The following is a 16,890-nucleotide window of genomic DNA, read 5'->3' on the forward strand; positions in this document are numbered from 1 at the left end:
ACGCCACCGGTCATCCCCGTTCCCTTCTGTCAGGCGCACCGCAGGGCGGGAAATCCGCAGCCGGAACATTGCGGCCCGACAAGCAGGCGCGGCACAGTCCGGCCCGATGACGGAGCGCGCCGCCCCCTGCGACGGCGCCGCTCACGCGGATCGACGGCTCCAGGATGAGCCAGTGGAGAGATTGCACATGCTCCAGGCCAAGGCACTCCGGCTCGTGATCGGGGCCTGGGCGGTTGTGCTCGCTGCCACGCCGGCCCTCGCCCAGGATGCCGCGATGCGCCTGTTCAAGGTGGTCAGCCTGCACGACGCGGTGACGATCGGCCTCACCTCTGCGCAGCTCACTGCCCTGGGCGACGGCCCGGAGGTCGAGCGTATCGCGCGCAAGCTCGTGGCCGATGGGCAGTTCACCGCGTGGCAATATGTGGTCGGCCGCGGGCGAGACGGGACGACGCGCTACGTCACCACGCGCCGGATCGCCCTGCTGCGGAACGAAAGCCTCCGCATTGAGCCTGTCTCATCGGCCCTGCCGGTGGCCCCGCCGCCGGCCAGGTGAGGCTCCGAAAGCGGCGGGCCGCGGCGCTGGAGGGGCAACCATCCATCGCGGCTGCACCTCCGGGCGGCGGCTTCGCGTCAGCGGAAAGTCCCGCATGCGGCCCGGCAGCAGCATCGCTTCGCCCGCGTCCTGGTTCCGCCCCTTTCCCGCTGCCCCCTTCACGGGCAGCCTCTGCGACGGATAAGAGCAGTTCCGTCGCCCCGAGGCGGATGGGATCGCCCTCCCCGGGCGTCGCCAGCACCGGGGTTCCGACGACGGACCAAGGAGACGCCGATGATCGTGGACCTGCGGATCTACACCTGCCAGCCCAACCGCATGGCGGAGTTCGTGAAGCTGTACGAGACCATGGCCTGGCCGCTGCAGAAGAAGTATCTCGGCCGCTGCCTCGGCTGGTACACCACGGTGGAAGGGCCGCTGAACCGCGTCGTCCACCTCTGGGCCTATGACAGCCAGGCGGATCGCGAGCAGCGCCGCTCGGCCATGGCCGCCGATCCGGGCTTCCAGGCCTATCTCGCCAAGGCGGCGGAGCTCGGCGTGCTGCAAGAGATGCAGAACCGCATCCTGACGCCGGCGCCCTTCTACAAGGCGCATCTCGAGACTGAGCAGAAGTAGACTAAGAAAAGGCCGGGGGAAGGAATTCCCCCGGACCCCCATCATTCTTCGAGTTCAGCGTGTGCTTCTACAGGCGCGCCTTCAGGGCGGCGTTGATGCGGTCGAGCAAGCCCTCGCCCTGATGCGCCGCCTGCCGGCCGCGCTTCTCCGCCTCGTGGCGCGCCCGGCCGAACAGGCTCCAGCCGCGATCATGCGCTTCGTCATAGGCGTCGGCGCCGCGCTTGCGGGTGGTGTCGTAGAACTCCTCGCTCCGGTCGCGGGCGCGGCCGAACAGGTGCCATCCCCGGTCGCGCGTATCCTCATAGGCATCGCGGCCATCGGAGCGGGCACGCTTGAACAGGCTCCAGCCATGGCCGCGGGCATCGTCATACGCATCCTCGCCCCGGCTGCGCGCGTCCTTGTAGAAGGAACGGCCGCGGTCGCGCGCTCCCTCGTACAGGTCCGATCCGCGCTCCCGCGCATCCCCGTAAGTCGCGGCGGCATAGCGGCGCGCCCGGTCGGCGAAATGCTCGGCCTGCTTGCGGGCGCGGCGTAAACCGGGACGCGCCTCGCGCTCGGCACGGTCGGCATAGTCCAGCGCACGATGCGCGATGCGGCTCGCCTCATGGCCGAGCGAGCCGATGCCATGCCCGGCCTCGCGCGCCACGGATTGCCCGATGCGCCAGGCGCGGTCCGACAGGCGCTGCGGCACAGGCTTGGGCCGGCGCAGCGTGTACATGCCGAAGGCCGCACCCGCGAGGAGCGCCCCGAGCCCGATCATGAGCCCGGCCGGCCCAAGCGGGTTCATCTGCGCCTCCAGCAGGAAGGAGGTCTTGCGCGGCGGCGGGCCAGAGAGGGAGGAGGTCTCGGACAGATCCTCCTTCGGCTCATACAGATTGTCCCGACGCTCGGCGCGGCCGGTGTCGTCGGTGGTTTGAGCGGGGCGGGCGATCTTTTCCATTATGAGGTCCGTCAGTCGTGGAGCGTAGCGACCCATGGCCGAGACCATCCAGCCGCCGCCGCCCACCACCAGGTCCCGCACCCGCGTCTCGCAGGCATACAGTATGGCGCGGGCGACCACGCGGGGATGGTAGTTCGGCGGCGGGGTCCGGAGGCCCGGGGCGCCGAGCAGGTTGCGCGCATGCTCGGGATAGGGTGTGTCGATCGAACCGGGCCGGATCAGCGTGAGGCTGATCGGATAGCCCTCGGCCTCAAACTCCATGCGGAAGCTGTCGGTCGCCGCCTTCACCGCGAATTTCGCGGCCGAGTAGGCGCCCTGCAGCGCAATCGCGCGGTCGGACAGCACGCTGCCCGTGTTGACGATGGCGCCGCCCTTTCCCTTCAGGTGCCGGGCGGCGACCAGGGTGCCATGCACGACACCCCAGTAGTTGACGTCGAAGAGGCGGCGCTGGTCCTCCAGCGGCACATCCTCCATCTCGCCATACAGGGCGACGGCGGCATTGTTGCACCAGGAGTCGAAGCCGCCATAGGCGCTGATCGCCGCCTCGCTGATCTTCTCGACCTGCGCCATGTCGGCGACATCGGCGACCACCGGCTCGGCGCGGCCGCCCTTGTCCCGGATCTCCTGGGCCAGGGCGTTCAGCGCCTCTTCGTTGCGGGCGACGATGACGAGGGAAGCGCCCCTCTCGGCGGCCATGCGCGCGGTGGCCAGGCCGATGCCGGAGGTGGCGCCGGTGATGACGATGACCTGTTCCGCGACGGGCTTCAGGCGGGGAGCGGGCATGGGTGCGGTCCTCGGCATTGCTGGTCCTCAACGGCGGAACCGCGCGAGGGTTCCGAGGGGCTTGGTGACTGGCGCCGGTCCTCTCTCAGTCCACCACCATCCGCGTCGTCCGCACCTCGCCCTCGGGTAGCATCTCGATCTCCGCGATCATCGGCAGGTGGTCCGAAGCCCGCCGGGCCGCCTTGTCCGTCCAACTCCGCATCAGCATGGCGCGCGGGCGGGCATAGATTCGGTCGAGCGCGAAGAGGGGCCGGCGCACCGGAAAGGTGCGTGCCCGGGTGCGGGAGGGAAGGATGCCGAGGAAGGCCCGGTCCACCGGCCCATGCGGTTCCCAATCATTGAAGTCGCCCATGGCCACCAGCGGATCGGCCGTGGCGCGAGCCAGGGCGGCGAGCTTCGCTGCCTGCGCACGCCGCTCGCCCCAGCCAAGCCCGAGATGTGCCGCCAGGACCCGGAGCACCCCGGCCGGCGTCTCCACCCGCGCGGTGATGGCCGTGCGCGGCTCCCGCCCCGGCACCGATATATCGTGCAGCGTACTTTCCTTCAGCGCCCAGCGGCTGACCACCATATGGCCGTAGCAGCCATCAGTGGCGCGCAGCGTCGGCGCCTCCACCGCATGTCCACCCAGCGCCTCCCGCAGGGTGGTGAAGGGCACGCTGTCCGGCCGGTTCCGCCCCTCCACTTCCTGGATCGCCACGATGTCCGGTGCGTGGTGGTGGATGAGGTCGATGGCCCGCTGCAGGTCGTGGCTCCCGGTGGGGGAGACGGCGCCATGGATGTTCCAGGTCATCACCCGGAACGAGAAGCCGTGTTTCATTCGTGCCGCATGCGCCTGAACAGCTTCTGGAGCCCCCAGGTAATTCCTGCCCAGGCGCCCAGCACAAGGCACAGCATCCCGATGTTGCGTGGCGTCGGGTTCTCCAGGATGCGCGACAGCCCCTCGCCCACCAGGGAGAGCAGGGCGATGCCCGGCATCAGCCCGAGCGCCGTGCCCACCATGTAGTCCAGGAAGCGGATGCGCATGGCCCCCGCCACGAGGTTCACCAGCGTGAAGGGCGCGATGGGCAGCAGCCGGATGGTGGTGACGGCCAGGATGCCGTTCCGGTTCACGGACTGGCTCACCCGGTTGATCCGCGGTCCCAGCACCCGCCGCAGCACGTTCGGCCCGAGCTTCCGCCCCGCCCAGTAGGTGGCCGCAGCCGAGGCCATCGCCCCGATCGCCGCATAGGCCAGTCCCGGCCAGGTACCGAAGGCCGCCGCGGTGCCGAGGATGAGCACGTTCACCGGGAAGGCCACGAAGCCGAGGAGCAGGAACAGCCCAACCGAAACCGCCGGTCCCCAGGCACCGCCCGCCGTCAGCGCGTTCCGCATCGCCTCCGGGGTCATGTAGCTGGCGACCGGCGTCATCTTCCACAGCAAGATCAACAGCACGACAGGCAGCAGCATGATCGCGGTCCGCGCCAGCAGCGGCCAAGGGCGGCCGGAAGGCGGGACGACATCCGGATGGCCGAGGTAGTCCGCCAGGAATTCCCCGGATTCAATCGGCCGCCGCGGATCGGCCGCCTTCTCGATCATGGGCAGGATGCTGCGTGCGGGGGCATCCCCGTCCTGCACGTCGCGCAGGCTCTTGCCCCCGCCAGACAGGCTCGCCACCGCCTGCAGGATGGAGCCGGTGGCCTGGATGCGGGCGGCGACGGCCTCACGCGGCACGCCGGTATGCTCCGCGATCAGCCGGTCCCTGATGCGGGCCACCGCCTCGCGCTGGCCGGCATCCCGCGCCTCGACCATCAGGTCGCATTCGGTATCCGTGCCCATGGAACGGTTGCACAGGTTGGAGGAGCCGATCCGAAGCAGCCGGTCATCCACCACCATCACCTTGGAATGCACCATCACCTCGGATTCGGCGTCGCCATTCTCCACATGCGGGAAGACGAGGCGCGCGCGCTTTCCCAGCCCGGCGCGGCGAAGGGCGCGCATGAAGCGGATGCGCCCGGCAAGCATGGTGCGGTGCTCGAGCCAGGTGTGATGCGTCTTCGGCGCGACCAGCAGCGCCTCCAGCGCCGGGCGCTCCTTCATCCGGCGGATCAGGGCCCGGGCGATTCGGCCGCAGGTGAGGAACTGATTCTCGACATAGATCATGCGCTCGGCCGAGCAGATCATGTCGAGGAACAGCGCCTCCACCTCGCGCACTTCGGGGTCGCCGTCACGCGCTGGCTCGGTGCGGGCGATGGCGATGGTGGCATCGCGAAACTCCGGCTCCAGGCTCCTGGGCCAGGGGTCGTGGCCCGGTGCCGCCCGCCCGGCCAGGTCGAGGCATTCGTCGCAAGCGCGATTCCAGCGGGCCTGCACAAGTTCGGCCAGGGCTGCCGCCGCCTCGCCATCCACCGCCATCTGCACATCGTGGAAGGGGGGGTAGGGCTTTCCGGCCGGGTCCACCCGATCCGGGTCGGACGGGTCATGGGCGCTGCGGTCCCAGCGCCGGATCGTCAGGTCCAACCCGCCGGAGAAGGCGACCAACCCGTCCACCACCACGATCTTCTGGTGGTGGGAGGCGCCGAAGGGCGTCTTGTTGTCGAGGCAGAGCTCCACCGCCTCGGGCACGTTCCAGCGCAGGTGGAGCGCGGGCAGCAACTCCCGCTCCAGCGCGTAGAGCATCGAGTAGTCCCAGAGCAGGAGCTTCACCGAGAGCCCGGGGCGGCGTTCCACCAGTGCCGAGAGGAAGGCCCCCAGCTCCTCGGGCAGCCCGTCGGCGGGCGGGGTTTCGCCCACCAGCCGGGCGCGGCTGTCGATGTCCCAGCCGACGACATGGATGCTGTGCCGGGCATGCAGCATCGCTTCGCGCAGCGCGCCGAAATAGGCGGCGCCGTCCGACAGCACCGCCACGCGCGGGGCGGTCGTGACCCGCCAGGCATTCCGCCCGGGCTTCAGCAAGGTGCTGGGCGGGGCACCCGGGCGCGGGGGGGCGGCCCTGGTCCGCGGGCGGGGTGGCGCTTCGGTCAGCATTGCTCCGCTAACGCCCGAGCCGCGGCTTCGTTCGCTCCTGCAGCGCGATGCGGCCTGTCTCTTGCTAATCCCGGGGTCTGCGCCACGCCTTGGGTTGGCGGCAATTCTGTTTGGGGGAACGCGATGCTTTGGGAACTGGCGCGGGTCGAAGGCCCGGAGGCGGCGGCACGGGCCGCGCTGGACCGGATTGAGGCCTGGGCCGACCCCGCTCTCTTTCTGCACCGGGTGCCTGCGGAGAAGGTCCTGGCCGAGGCGCGGCGCCTCGCCGCCGAGGGACCCATGGGCCGCCCTCTCTACGGCATCCCCTTCGTCGTGAAGGACAATATCGACGCCGCCGGCCTGCCCACCACCGCCGCCTGCCCGGATTTCGCCTATGTCGCGGAGGCCGATGCCCCCTGCATCGCCCGGCTGCGCGCGGCTGGCGCCATCCTGCTGGGCAAGGTGAACCTGGACCAGTTCGCGACCGGCCTCGTGGGCGTCCGCAGCCCCTATGGCACGCCGCGCAACGCGATCGACGCTGCCTGCGTACCCGGCGGCTCCTCCTCCGGCTCGGCCAGCGCCGTCTCGGCCGGGATCGCCGGATTTTCCTTGGGCACCGATACGGCGGGCTCCGGCCGGGTGCCGGCCGGCTTCCAGAACATCGTCGGGCTGAAGCCGAGCCTCGGTCTGGTGCCGACGCGGGGCGTGGTGCCCGCCTGCCGCTCCATCGACGTGGTCTCGGTCTTCGCCCTGACCGCCGACCAGGCCGCCACGGTGCTGGAGGCGATGGCGGGGCCGGATGCCGCCGATCCATATTCCCGCGCCGCTCCCGCCGGCTGGCGCGCCACGGGCGGCGCCCTGACGCCGGCGCTGCGCGTCGCGGCGCCCGAGGAGGCCGATCTCCTCTTCGACACGCCGGACGATGCCGCCCTCTTCACCGCCGCCCTGGCACGGCTGGAGGCGATGGGCGCGCTGCTGGAACGCGTCTCCATCGCGCCCTTCCTGGCCCTGGCGAAGCGCCTCTACGACGGCGCCTGGGTGGCCGAGCGGACCTCGGCCCTGCGGGAGATGGTGGAGCAAAAGCCGGACTCCCTGCATCCCACCACCCGCATCATCCTGGAGGGCGGTCTTTCCCGCCGCACCGTGGACGCCTTCGACGACTTCCACGCCGTGGCGCAGACGCGCCTCCTCTCCCGCGCGATGTTCACCCGCTTCGACCTGCTGGCGGTCCCGACCGCCCCCGGCATTCCCACGCTGGAGGAATTGGCCGCCGAGCCCATCGCGGCGAATAGCCGCTGCGGCACCTACACCAACTTCGTGAACCTGCTGGACCTCTCCGCCCTGGCCGTGCCCTCAGGCTTCCGGGGGGATAGCCGGCCAGTGGGGATCACGCTGATTGGGCCTGCCTTCGCGGAGGCGCGGCTTTGCGCGGTGGGCGGCACCCTGCACCACGCCGCCGGGCTGCACCTGGGCACCTCGGACGAGCCGACCCCGCCGTCGCCAGCCTCCGCCGGCGCGGCCGAGGGCGAAATCGCCCTGTTCTGCATCGGCGCCCACATGTCCGGCCTGCCGCTCAACAGCCAAGTGACCTCCCTGGGCGGGCGCTTCCTCCGCGCGGACCGGACCGAGGCCGGATACCGGTTGCACGCGCTGGGCAACCGCCCAGGGCTGGTGCGCGCTCCCGGCGGCGCCTCCATCGAAGGCGAGGTCTGGGCCATCCCGGCGGCCGGAATCGGGCCGCTTCTGGCGCAGGTTCCGGCGCCGCTGGGCTTCGGGACGGTGAGGCTTGAATCAGGGCCTTGCCTGGGTTTCCTGGCGGAAGCCGCAGGGGTGGAAGGGGCGCCGGACATCACGGCGCATGGCGGCTGGCGGGGTTGGCTGGCCTCACAGAAATAGCTGATGGCCGGGGGGCATCCCCCGGCCGCTTTGCGGAGTTCAGATCACCCGGATGGGCGCGCCGGCCATGTAGGCGGCGATGTCTTCCACGGCGCCCTGATAGAAGGTCGTCAGGTTGCCGCGCGTGACATAGCCGAGATGGGGCGTCAGCACTGTGTTCGGCAACGCGGCGATGGAGGCGCCGGCCGGCAGCGGCTCGTCGTCGAACACGTCCAGCCCGGCGCCCGCGATGCGCTTCTCCCGCAGCGCCGTCTCCAACGCGGCGGCATCCACCAGCGGCCCGCGCGAGGTGTTCACCAGGAAGGCGCCCGGCTTCATCAGCGCCAGCTCCGCCGCCCCGATGGTGTGGCGCGAGCGTTCGGACAGGACGAGGTGCAGCGTCACCACATCCGATTGCCGCAGCAGCTCCTCCTTCGAAAGGCGCTCCGCGCCGGCAGCCTTTGCCGTCTCATCCGTCAGGTTCTGGCTCCAGGCGACCACCCGCATTCCGAAGGCCAGTGCGACCTTCGCCACGCGCTGCCCCTGCTTGCCGAGGCCGATGATGCCCAGGGTGCGGCCTTCCAGCCCCTCTCCTACGGTCGTCTGCCAGCGGCCCTCGCGCAGGCTGCGGTCCTGGGCGGGAATGTCGCGCATCACGGCCAGGATCAGCCCCCAGGTCAGCTCCGCCGTCTGCGCGACGGCGCCGCCCGTGCCGCAGAAGGTGATTCCCCGCTCGCGCAGGGCGTCCGAATCAACCGACAGGTTCCGCCCCGCCGTGGTGATGAGCAGCCGGAGGTTCGGCAGGCGCTCGATCAGCGCGCGCGGGAAGGGGGTGCGCTCGCGCATCAGGACGATGCAGTCATAGGGCGCGAGGCGGGCGGACAAGGCGTCCAGATCCTTCAGCGTGTCACGGAACACGTCCACCTTCACGCCCAGCGAGCCCCAATCGGCCAGGGAGAGGGCGACGCCCTGGTAATCGTCCAGGATGGCGATGCGGTTGAGCGCGTTCATGCAGGATGTTCCTCTTGGGTGGGGGTGGAAGCGGCGGCCGTTCCGTGGCCACCCTTCCCGTACCGTTACCGGAAGGCTAGGGCAGTTGCGCCGGGGCGTCAGCAGGCCCCGCCCAACAGCCGTTCCAAGGCGTCGCCCAGCCGGATGGTCCCGCCCTCCAGCACGCGCGCGGTGATGCCGCCATGGCCGCGCACGGCGTTGTAGCCGCCGGGTCCCAACTCCTCCTCCATGCGGGAGCAGGGATGGCAATCGCCTGACCATTCCAACACCGCGCCGCCCAGCCGGAAGCGCCGGTTGCGCAAGGCCTGGAGGTTGATCCCGGCCACCACGATGTTCCGCCGCAGCCTTTCCGGTGAGACTTTGGCCTCGCCCAGGAAGCCGCCAATGGCACGCAGATGCTCCTGCGCCACCAGCGTCACCTGCCGCGCGCCATTGCGGCTGCTGGCGAAGCGATCCCCCACCAACCCCTGGCCCTCCTCCAGAACGGCTTGCTCCACCACCCGCATTGGGGCACGCCGCGCGGGGCGCAGGCCCATCCAGGCAATTCGCCCGGGCGCCATCGGCCCATCGATCAGCCGCGCCAGCATCGAGCCGGGCGCGGGCCCGCCGGTGCGTGGCAGTTCCCCGAACAGGTCTCCGGTCACGGCGCGTAACCCGTGGGCAGGGCGGTGGTGTATTTGATTTGCTCCATCGAGAAGCTGGAGCTGACGTCGTACAGGTCCGTGATCTCGATCAGGCGCTTGTACACGGCGTCATAGGCCGCGATGTCGGGCACCACCACGCGCAGCAGGTAGTCCACGCTGCCGCTCATGCGGTGGAACTCCAGCACCTCGGGGATCTCGGCCACCGCCCGGCAGAAGCCCTGCGCCCATTCCATGCTGTGCCGGTTGGTGCGGATGGTGACGAAGACCGTCACCCCGACATTGAGCTTGGCTGCATCCAGCAGCACGACGCGGCGGCGGATGACGCCCTCCTCCTCCATCCGTCTGATCCGGCGCCAGCAGGGCGAGGGGGAGAGGCCGGCGCGCTCCGCCACTTCGGCGACGGAGAGGGTCGCATCCTCCTGCAGGCATTCGAGGATTTTGCGGTCGAACAGGTCCACCAGGAATGTCTTTCACGTGTTCCCAAGATTCCGGGCATGGATTTGCGTAATTCTAGAAAAATGGGGCATAAAGCGCAATCCGTTGCCCGGCGGACGCCGCTACCCTGTGCCGGCATCACAGGGACCACGGACATGGCGCGCCCCTCCTTCACGGAACACCCCGCTTCGGTCGGCGAGACCTATGGAGAGCACATGCACACCGCCGCCTGGTTCGGCTGGCGGATGCTGCTCGGCTCGCTCGCCTGCTTCGTGCACGCGGTGCTGCCCTTCCTCTTCACCCGCACCGGCTCGGCCACCATCACGCAACTCCATGACCGCATGGTGGTGAACCGGGTGCGGGCAGAGCGGGCGGCGATGGCCGAGCTGCGCCAGAGGGCATGAAGAAGGTCAGGGAAGAATATCTTCTTCCCTGACCTTTCAGGCGCGGTCGCGGCAGGCCTGGGCCGTGTCGTAGAACTCGCGGAAGTCGACGACCTGCCCGTCCACCACGCGGACGAAATCGGCTTTGGCGTAGCGGTGTTCCTGGCCGCTCCTGCGGTAGCGCACGGTCGCCGCGGCCAGGATGGCGATCCAGTCGCCCTGGGCGATGATCTGCTCCACCTCATAGCCGGTGACATCGACCTCGGCGTCCAGATCGGCGAAATACCGCTCCACCCCGGCGCGGCCCTGACGAATGCCCGCCCAGGGCACCAAGCCGTCGCCGATCGAGGTCCAGGTCACCTCGGGCGCCAGGGCCTCGAAGAGCGCCCCGCGGTCGCCTTGCGCATAGCGGCCATAGACATCCTGGATTCGCGCCACATTGCGCGCGGTGAGATCGCTGTCGCTCATGGTTCCGCTCCCCGCCCTGCCGGAAGATTGGGCCTGGCGGGGGCACGGTTTCAACATCGCAAATGGGCTGGCGCTCAGGCCGCCTCCAGCTTCTCCGACAGCTCCAGCCATTCCTCCTCCAGCTTCGCCACCGTGGAGGCGATGGCGGCGCGGCGGGTATTGGCCCAGGCAATGTCCGCGGGCTTGAAGCGGGCATAGGTCTCGGTGTTGGAGAGCTTCTTCTCCAGCAGCCGGTCTTCCAGCTTCAGCTTTTCCATCCGCGCCTCGATTTCCTTCACCCGCTCCCGGACCGGGGCGAGGGCAGCGCGGGCGGCGGCGCGGCTGGCGGCGGTGGGACGGGCGGGAGCGTCGGAATCACCCCGTGCGGCGGCTCGGGCCTCGCTGCGGGCATCCCGCGCGCGGCCCGCGAGCCAGGCGCGGTAATCGGCCAGATCGCCGTCGAAGGGCTTCACCGCGCCATCGGCCACCAGCCAGAGCTGGTCGGCGGCCAATTCCACCATATGCGGGTCGTGGGTGATGAGGACGACGGCGCCCTTATAGTCGGCCAGCGCCCGGACCATCGCCTCGCGCGCGTCAATGTCCAAGTGGTTGGTTGGCTCGTCCAGGATCAGCAGCTGCGGGGCATCGCGCGTGGTCAGCGCCAGCAGCAGGCGCGCCTTCTCGCCGCCGGAGCAGTCGCTGATCTTCGTCGTCGCGCGGTCCACGTCGAGGCCAAACCGGGCGAGCTGGGCGCGCGCCTGGGTGACGGTCGCCTGCGGCATGGCGGCCTGCATATGGGTCAGCGGCGTGCCGTTGGGGTCCAGCGCCTCGGCCTGATGCTGGTCGAAATAGCCGATCTTCAACCGGGGCGCGCGGCGCACCTCGCCCGACATCGGCTCCAGCTTGCCGGCGATCAGCTTGGCGAGGGTGGACTTGCCGTTGCCATTGGCGCCCAGCAGCGCGATCCGGTCCTCCTGGTCCAGCCGCAGCTCCAGCCCCTTGAGGATGGTGCGGTTTCCGTAGCCGACGGAGGCGCCGTACATCGTCAGCACGGGCGGCGGCACGGAGGGCGGGTCGGGGAATTCGAAGCGGGTCGGCCCGTCCTCCACCACGGCGGAAACCGGGGGCAGCTTCTCCAGCGCCTTGATGCGGGACTGCGCCTGGCGCGCCTTGCTAGCCTTGGCGCGGAAGCGGTCCACGAAGGCCTGCATATGGGCGCGCTCAGCGGTGATCTTGGCGTTGGCGGCCGTCTGCTGGGCCATCCGCTCCGTCCGGATCCGCACGAATTCCGAATAGCCGCCGGGATAGGTGGAGATTTTGCCGCGGTCGAGATGCGCGATGCTGTCTACGCACTCATCCAGCACCTCCCGGTCATGGGAGATGATGATGGCGGCACCGGGGAAGCGCTTGAGCCAGCCCTCAAGCCAGAGGGTCGCCTCCAGGTCCAGGTGGTTCGTGGGCTCGTCCAGCAGCAGCAGGTCGGGTTCCAGCGACAGGGCGCAGGCGAGGGCCACGCGCATCCGCCAGCCGCCCGAATACTCCTTCACCGGGCGAAGCTGCGCGGCACCGTCGAAGCCAAGGCCCGCCAGGACCGAACCGGCGCGGGCAGGCGCGGCATCGGCACCGATGGCGATCAGCCGCTCCTGCACCTCGGCGGCGCGGGCGGGGTCGCCATGCTCCATCTCGGCGAGCAGCGCGGCGCGCTCGGTGTCGGCAGCCAGCACCGTCTCGATCAGCGACACGTCGGTGCCCGGCTGCTCCTGCGCCACATGGGCCATGCGGGCGCGGGTGGCGATGCGGATCTCGCCGCCATCGGGCTGCAGGGTGCCGGTCAGGGCACGGAACAGGGTGGACTTGCCGGCGCCGTTCCGCCCCACGAGCCCCAGCTTGCGGCCAGGGTCGAGCTGCAGATTGGCACCATCCAGCAGGGTGCGGCCGGCCAGGCGGATGGTCAGGTCGCGGAGGGCTAGAACCGTCATGCAGGGCTTCTAGACCGCCTGCGCCTGATGCGAAACGTCGCGTTGTGCATTGCGGCACCGACCGGAGCGGGAGCCGCGGCGCTGGCAAACGGCCGGACCCATGCTACGGCATGTGCGCCAAGGAAAAAGGACGATGCATGGCCCAGCCCCACCACGCCCGGCCCAGCGCCCTGCGCCGCTTCCTAGAAGGACAATCCTCCGCCGGCCTGGTTTTGATGGGGGCGGCCGCGCTGGCGCTGGTCATCGCCAACACGCCCCTGCTCGGCGCCTATGAGGCGGTGCTGCATACCTATCTCGGCCCGCTTTCGGTCGAGCACTGGATCAATGACGGGCTGATGGCCGTGTTCTTCCTGCTGGTGGGGCTGGAGATCAAGCGGGAGGTGCTGGACGGGCAGCTTTCCACCTGGCCGCGCCGGGCGCTGCCCGGAATCGCCGCGGCAGGGGGCATGGCGGTGCCTGCGCTGGTCTACCTGGCCTTCAACCCGTCGGAAACGTCACATGGCTGGGCCATCCCGGCGGCTACCGACATCGCCTTCGCGCTCGGCGTCATTTCCCTGCTCGGGAAGCGCGTGCCGGCCTCTCTGCGGGTGTTCCTCGCCGCGCTGGCGATCATCGACGACCTGGGGGCGGTGATCATCATCGCGCTGTTCTACACCTCCGGCCTCTCCCTGCCCGACCTGGCCGGGGCGGCGGTGGTGCTGGCCGTGCTGTTCGGGATGAACCGGGCCGGGGTACTGCGGCTCTGGCCCTATCTGATCCTCGGCGTGGTGCTGTGGGTGCTGGTGCTGCGCTCCGGCGTGCATGCCACTCTGGCGGGGGTGTTCCTGGCGCTGACCATCCCCCTGCGCGCCCGCGTGGCCGCGCCGGACGACGAGGCCGCCAGCCCCTTGCACCGCCTGGAACACGCGCTGCACATCCCGGTGGGCTTCATCGTCGTGCCGATCTTCGGCCTGGCGAATGCCGGCGTGCCTTTCCTTGGCCTGCCAGCCTCCGCCCTCGCGGCGCCGGTCACCCTGGGCGTTGGGATGGGATTGCTGGTCGGAAAGGTGGTGGGGGTCTACGGGGCCTCCGTCCTGGCGGTCCGTCTGGGCCTGGCTGACTTTCCCGCCTATGCCAGCCGCACCCAGCTCCTGGGCACGGCCCTGCTCTGCGGCATCGGCTTCACCATGAGCCTCTTCATTACCTTGCTGGCCTTCCCTGGAGACGCGCTGCTCCAGGCCGAGGCGAAGATCGGCATCCTGGGCGGCTCGTTGCTCGCTGGCCTGCTCGGCTATGCCCTGTTGCGTGTGGCCCGGACCGACTTCCCCGGCACCCCCTCCCGCTAAGGGCGCTTCGACAGCCAGGGCCGAGGGGGGCGGGAGAGATGCCTCCCCGGCCTTGCGCTTCACCCCTTGCGAAGAAGCCCCCCGCCCGCTACCCGCCCCCCGACTCACACAGGGAACCTGCCACCATGGCCACCGAGCGCACCTTCAGCATCCTCAAGCCCGACGCGACCCGCCGGAACCTGACCGGCAAGATCAACGCTGTCTTCGAGGAGAAGGGCCTGCGGATCGTCGCCCAGAAGCGCATCCAGATGACGCAGGCGATGGCCGAGACCTTCTACGGCGTCCACAAGGAGCGTCCCTTCTTCAAGGACCTCGTCTCCTTCATGACCTCCGGCCCCGTGGTCGTGCAGGTGCTCGAGGGCGAGGATGCGGTGGCCAAGAACCGCGAGATCATGGGCGCCACCAACCCGGCCAATGCCGCCGAGGGCACCATCCGCAAGCTGTTCGCCGAGAGCATCGAGGCGAATTCGGTCCATGGCTCCGACAGCGCCGAGAATGCCGCGACGGAGATCGCCTATTTCTTCGCCGGAAACGAGATCGTCGGCTGACGAACCCGGCGGGGGCCCCGGCCCCCGCCACGCGGCCGGGGATCAGCCGAAGCTGATTCCCGTGTCCTGCATCAGCCCGCGCAGCATCAGCCGCTCGCGGGTCAGGCGCTCGCCCAGCCGGTCGGCCTCAGCGGACACCGCCACGGCGCCCATGGCGCCCAGGCGCCGGCGGATATCCTCGTCCTTGGTGGCGAAATTCACCGCCTCCTCCAGCCGCCGCCAGATCGGCTCGGGCGTGCCGGCGCGGCAGAACATCGCGTTCCAGCTGGTCAGGTCGAAGCCGGGGAAGCCGGATTCTGCGATGGTCGGCACGCCCTCGATGCCGCCGCGCCGCTCGCCGCTGGTGAGGGCGATGGGCCGGGCCTTCCCGGCCTCCAGCACCGGATGCAGCGAATTGGCCGAAAGATAGCCGGAGGGAAGCGTCCCCGCCGCCAGGTCGCGCGCCACCTCGGCGCCGCCGCGATAGGGAATGTGCTCCATCTTCGTGCCGGAGCGATGCGCCAGCAGGGCGCCCGCCAGGTGCCCGATATTGCCCACCCCGGGCGAGCCATAGGGAATGGGGTCCCGCGACGCCTTCGCGAAATCCAGGTAGCCCTTCAGGTCGGTGATGCCGGTGGCGTTGGTGACGGCGAGGATATAGGGCACCTCCGCCACCATCCCGACCGGCATGAAGTCGCGCTCGTAGTCGAAGGGCAGGTTGCGCTGGATGAACTGGGCGATGACGAAGGACGCCGCATCAAAGAGAAGCGTGTGCCCATCTGCCGGCGCGGCGGCGATCTGACCCGCGGCCAGGGCGCCGCCCGCACCGGTGCGGTTCTCCACCACCACGTTTTGCCCCAGGAATTCCGAGAGCCGTGGCTGGATCATGCGGACCATGGTGTCGGAATTGCCGCCGGCGGCGAAGGCGATCACCACGCGGATGGGGCGGTTGGGGAAGGTGCCGCTCCCCTGGGCCAGCACGGCCGGGGCGGGCAGCAGGGCGCCGGCCAGGGCGGCGAGGCCGCGGCGGCGGATCGGCGCATCGAGGACGCGGGTGATCGGGGGCAAGAACGTTCCTCCATCCTGTCCGGCCCTTGGCGGGCATCGGACTTGAGATGATCCTGCGCCTGCCCAGGGCGTCCGGTCGAGTTCGGGATGCCGGAGCCAGGAACCGATCATGAGCCACCACCTCCTCCGCCCGATGCGGGAGGCCGAGACCCCGGCGGTGGCGGCGCTGCACGCCGCCTCCTTCGCCGCATTGGCCAATGCTTAACCGCCCGAATTCGCGCCCCTTTATGCTGCGCTGGTCGCGACGCCCGCCTATGCCGGGGAGATGCGGGTGAGCGACCTCTGGGTAGCGGAGCGCGACGGCCTCCTGCTCGGCACCGCCGGATGGCTCGGGCAGGCGGATGGCCTGGCGCGAATCCGCAAGGTCTTCGTGCATCCGGCTGCGGCCCGTCAGGGCTTGGCCACGCGCCTGGTCCAGGCGGCGGAGGAGCGGGCGCGGGCCGCCGGCCATGCGCGCTTCATGCTCCGCGCTTATCTCAACGCCGTGCCCTTCTACGAAAGCCTGGGCTATGCCGCGGACCGGCCGGGGGAGCGACCGCTGGCGGAGGGCGTCTCAATGCCGGTGCTGTTCATGCGGAAGGGCTGACGCCGCCCCGCCCGCGCGACGCATAGGCGACGTCGGAAAACGCCCGCAGCCGCTGCTCCACATTGGCGAAGGCGGCGCGGTTGGCTTCCGGCACTGGGGCGTCCGGGGTGCGGGTGCGGTGTTCCAGCCAGCGGGCGACCGCCCCGGCGCCGCGCCGGTGGGCAGCGGCGACCAGCCCTGCTGCTGTGATGGCCAGGGGCTGGCCATCCGTCCCTGTGAGCATGCGCCCGGCCGCGCCGAGGGCGCCGTTGGCGGCGAGCTGCCGTTCGGTGCGTTGCAGGTACTGGCCCATGGCAGCCTCCTGCGCCGCCGGGCTGGCGAGGAAATCGGCCTCGGTCCGGACCCCCATGGCGGCGGCGCGCTCCGTCCAGGCGCCGCTGGAATCCTGTCAGCCGATGTCGCGCAGCGCCACGGGGAGGAACTGGTAGCGGCCGAGCGCACCGGAACCCGCATTGCGCGCCGACCGGCCGGAACCGGCGCTTTCCAGCGCCGCGATTCGGCTGCGGAAGGTGTCCTCGCCCGCGTGCAGGTTCACGCCCCGCGCCAGGGTGGCCGGCGCGCCGTTCCCCGGGCGGTTCGCCGGCGTGACGGGAGGGCGGGGCTGCACCACGAAGGGAGCCTGGGCCCGCGCCAGTGCGCCCTTGAAATCCGCCGTCTTGGCGACGGCCTTGCCGGTCCGGCCAGGCGGCTGCGTCATGGCCTGCACTCGCTGCGTGCTCATGGGGCCGGGGAGTGCCTTG

18 protein-coding genes are annotated in these 16,890 nt (G+C 70.3%); 7 read left to right on the forward strand and 11 right to left on the reverse strand.

What is annotated here, in order from left to right:
* Positions 1 to 187 precede the first annotated feature (187 nt).
* Both GSE44_RS00480 and GSE44_RS00485 read left to right on the forward strand, forming a co-directional pair.
* The gene (locus GSE44_RS00480) at positions 188 to 553 is read left to right on the forward strand and encodes a hypothetical protein (protein ID WP_159346171.1); all 366 of its coding nucleotides are present in this window, start codon (positions 188 to 190) and stop codon (positions 551 to 553) included.
* Between the two features lie 273 nt (positions 554 to 826).
* Positions 827 to 1,165: an NIPSNAP family protein gene (locus tag GSE44_RS00485; protein ID WP_159346173.1), complete on the forward strand. Its 339-nt coding sequence runs from the start codon at positions 827 to 829 to the stop codon at positions 1,163 to 1,165.
* A gap of 67 nt (positions 1,166 to 1,232) precedes the next feature.
* On the opposite strand, the gene GSE44_RS00490 is transcribed toward GSE44_RS00485, so the two are convergent.
* The 3 genes from GSE44_RS00490 to GSE44_RS00500 form a co-directional block, all read right to left on the reverse strand.
* A complete protein-coding gene (locus tag GSE44_RS00490) occupies positions 1,233 to 2,888 on the reverse strand; it encodes an SDR family oxidoreductase (RefSeq protein WP_159346175.1) in 1,656 nt (551 codons plus the stop codon).
* 85 nt (positions 2,889 to 2,973) lie between these two features.
* Positions 2,974 to 3,705, reverse strand: coding sequence for an endonuclease/exonuclease/phosphatase family protein (locus tag GSE44_RS00495; RefSeq protein ID WP_235924468.1), 732 nt, complete (start codon positions 3,703 to 3,705; stop codon positions 2,974 to 2,976).
* On the reverse strand, positions 3,702 to 5,819 hold the full coding sequence (locus GSE44_RS00500; protein WP_235924469.1) for a VTT domain-containing protein: 2,118 nt from the start codon (positions 5,817 to 5,819) through the stop codon (positions 3,702 to 3,704). The genes GSE44_RS00495 and GSE44_RS00500 overlap by 4 nt, the downstream gene beginning before the upstream one ends.
* Before the next feature lie 195 nt (positions 5,820 to 6,014).
* On the opposite strand from GSE44_RS00500, the gene atzF reads away from it, so the two are divergent.
* Complete coding sequence (atzF, locus tag GSE44_RS00505; protein WP_159346179.1) at positions 6,015 to 7,766, forward strand: allophanate hydrolase; 1,752 nt, start codon at positions 6,015 to 6,017, stop codon at positions 7,764 to 7,766.
* A 39-nt stretch (positions 7,767 to 7,805) separates the two neighbouring features.
* Here atzF and GSE44_RS00510 read toward each other — a convergent pair whose 3' ends face one another.
* From GSE44_RS00510 to GSE44_RS00520, 3 genes are all read right to left on the reverse strand, one after another.
* Positions 7,806 to 8,756 carry a D-2-hydroxyacid dehydrogenase family protein gene (locus GSE44_RS00510; RefSeq protein ID WP_159346181.1) on the reverse strand — a complete coding sequence of 317 codons (951 nt, stop codon included), beginning with the start codon at positions 8,754 to 8,756 and terminating at the stop codon, positions 7,806 to 7,808.
* A gap of 98 nt (positions 8,757 to 8,854) precedes the next feature.
* Positions 8,855 to 9,400 carry an MOSC domain-containing protein gene (locus GSE44_RS00515; RefSeq protein WP_235924470.1) on the reverse strand — a complete coding sequence of 182 codons (546 nt, stop codon included), beginning with the start codon at positions 9,398 to 9,400 and terminating at the stop codon, positions 8,855 to 8,857.
* The gene (locus tag GSE44_RS00520; protein WP_159346183.1) at positions 9,397 to 9,858 is read right to left on the reverse strand and encodes an Lrp/AsnC family transcriptional regulator; all 462 of its coding nucleotides are present in this window, start codon (positions 9,856 to 9,858) and stop codon (positions 9,397 to 9,399) included. The genes GSE44_RS00515 and GSE44_RS00520 overlap by 4 nt, the downstream gene beginning before the upstream one ends.
* Positions 9,859 to 9,990: 132 nt before the next feature.
* Between GSE44_RS00520 and GSE44_RS00525 the strand changes: the two genes are divergently transcribed.
* Positions 9,991 to 10,239, forward strand: a complete 249-nt coding sequence (locus GSE44_RS00525) for a DUF6356 family protein (RefSeq protein WP_159346185.1) — start codon at positions 9,991 to 9,993, stop codon at positions 10,237 to 10,239.
* A gap of 36 nt (positions 10,240 to 10,275) precedes the next feature.
* Here GSE44_RS00525 and GSE44_RS00530 read toward each other — a convergent pair whose 3' ends face one another.
* Together GSE44_RS00530 and GSE44_RS00535 are read right to left on the reverse strand one after the other, a co-directional pair.
* Entirely contained in the window at positions 10,276 to 10,686 is a 411-nt protein-coding gene (locus GSE44_RS00530) for a nuclear transport factor 2 family protein (RefSeq protein ID WP_159346187.1), read from the reverse strand.
* Between the two features lie 74 nt (positions 10,687 to 10,760).
* Positions 10,761 to 12,644, reverse strand: a complete 1,884-nt coding sequence (locus GSE44_RS00535; protein ID WP_159346189.1) for an ABC-F family ATP-binding cassette domain-containing protein — start codon at positions 12,642 to 12,644, stop codon at positions 10,761 to 10,763.
* A gap of 137 nt (positions 12,645 to 12,781) precedes the next feature.
* Here GSE44_RS00535 and nhaA point away from each other — a divergent pair, with 137 nt between their 5' ends.
* Both nhaA and ndk read left to right on the forward strand, forming a co-directional pair.
* Positions 12,782 to 13,969, forward strand: coding sequence for a Na+/H+ antiporter NhaA (nhaA, locus tag GSE44_RS00540; protein ID WP_159346191.1), 1,188 nt, complete (start codon positions 12,782 to 12,784; stop codon positions 13,967 to 13,969).
* Positions 13,970 to 14,094: 125 nt separating this feature from the next.
* Positions 14,095 to 14,517 (forward strand): nucleoside-diphosphate kinase, encoded by a 423-nt coding sequence (ndk, locus tag GSE44_RS00545; RefSeq protein ID WP_159346193.1) that lies wholly within the window; start codon positions 14,095 to 14,097, stop codon positions 14,515 to 14,517.
* A gap of 42 nt (positions 14,518 to 14,559) precedes the next feature.
* On the opposite strand, the gene GSE44_RS00550 is transcribed toward ndk, so the two are convergent.
* Complete coding sequence (locus GSE44_RS00550) at positions 14,560 to 15,564, reverse strand: Bug family tripartite tricarboxylate transporter substrate binding protein (protein ID WP_159346195.1); 1,005 nt, start codon at positions 15,562 to 15,564, stop codon at positions 14,560 to 14,562.
* Between the two features lie 271 nt (positions 15,565 to 15,835).
* Here GSE44_RS00550 and GSE44_RS00555 point away from each other — a divergent pair, with 271 nt between their 5' ends.
* On the forward strand, positions 15,836 to 16,150 hold the full coding sequence (locus GSE44_RS00555) for a GNAT family N-acetyltransferase (RefSeq protein WP_159346197.1): 315 nt from the start codon (positions 15,836 to 15,838) through the stop codon (positions 16,148 to 16,150).
* Here the strand turns inward: GSE44_RS00555 and GSE44_RS00560 are convergent.
* Complete coding sequence (locus GSE44_RS00560) at positions 16,134 to 16,499, reverse strand: hypothetical protein (protein ID WP_159346200.1); 366 nt, start codon at positions 16,497 to 16,499, stop codon at positions 16,134 to 16,136. The two genes, GSE44_RS00555 and GSE44_RS00560, sit on opposite strands and share 17 nt — an antisense overlap.
* A 39-nt stretch (positions 16,500 to 16,538) precedes the next feature.
* A complete protein-coding gene (locus GSE44_RS00565; protein ID WP_159346202.1) occupies positions 16,539 to 16,871 on the reverse strand; it encodes a hypothetical protein in 333 nt (110 codons plus the stop codon).
* Positions 16,872 to 16,890 lie beyond the last annotated feature (19 nt).

The organism is Muricoccus harenae, assembly GCF_009848505.1.
Lineage (GTDB): Bacteria > Pseudomonadota > Alphaproteobacteria > Acetobacterales > Acetobacteraceae > Roseomonas > Roseomonas harenae.

Excerpts from the sequence above, each read along its gene's own strand:
- GSE44_RS00480 (WP_159346171.1), top strand. The coding sequence starts at position 188 with ATGCTCCAGGCCAAGGCACTCCGGCTCGTGATCGGGGCCTGGGCGGTT.
- GSE44_RS00485 (WP_159346173.1), top strand. The coding sequence starts at position 827 with ATGATCGTGGACCTGCGGATCTACACCTGCCAGCCCAACCGCATGGCG.
- GSE44_RS00490 (WP_159346175.1), bottom strand. The coding sequence starts at position 2,888 with ATGCCCGCTCCCCGCCTGAAGCCCGTCGCGGAACAGGTCATCGTCATC.
- GSE44_RS00495 (WP_235924468.1), bottom strand. The coding sequence starts at position 3,705 with ATGAAACACGGCTTCTCGTTCCGGGTGATGACCTGGAACATCCATGGC.
- atzF (WP_159346179.1), top strand. The coding sequence starts at position 6,015 with ATGCTTTGGGAACTGGCGCGGGTCGAAGGCCCGGAGGCGGCGGCACGG.
- GSE44_RS00510 (WP_159346181.1), bottom strand. The coding sequence starts at position 8,756 with ATGAACGCGCTCAACCGCATCGCCATCCTGGACGATTACCAGGGCGTC.
- GSE44_RS00525 (WP_159346185.1), top strand. The coding sequence starts at position 9,991 with ATGGCGCGCCCCTCCTTCACGGAACACCCCGCTTCGGTCGGCGAGACC.
- GSE44_RS00530 (WP_159346187.1), bottom strand. The coding sequence starts at position 10,686 with ATGAGCGACAGCGATCTCACCGCGCGCAATGTGGCGCGAATCCAGGAT.
- GSE44_RS00535 (WP_159346189.1), bottom strand. The coding sequence starts at position 12,644 with ATGACGGTTCTAGCCCTCCGCGACCTGACCATCCGCCTGGCCGGCCGC.
- nhaA (WP_159346191.1), top strand. The coding sequence starts at position 12,782 with ATGGCCCAGCCCCACCACGCCCGGCCCAGCGCCCTGCGCCGCTTCCTA.
- ndk (WP_159346193.1), top strand. The coding sequence starts at position 14,095 with ATGGCCACCGAGCGCACCTTCAGCATCCTCAAGCCCGACGCGACCCGC.
- GSE44_RS00560 (WP_159346200.1), bottom strand. The coding sequence starts at position 16,499 with ATGGGGGTCCGGACCGAGGCCGATTTCCTCGCCAGCCCGGCGGCGCAG.
- GSE44_RS00565 (WP_159346202.1), bottom strand. The coding sequence starts at position 16,871 with ATGAGCACGCAGCGAGTGCAGGCCATGACGCAGCCGCCTGGCCGGACC.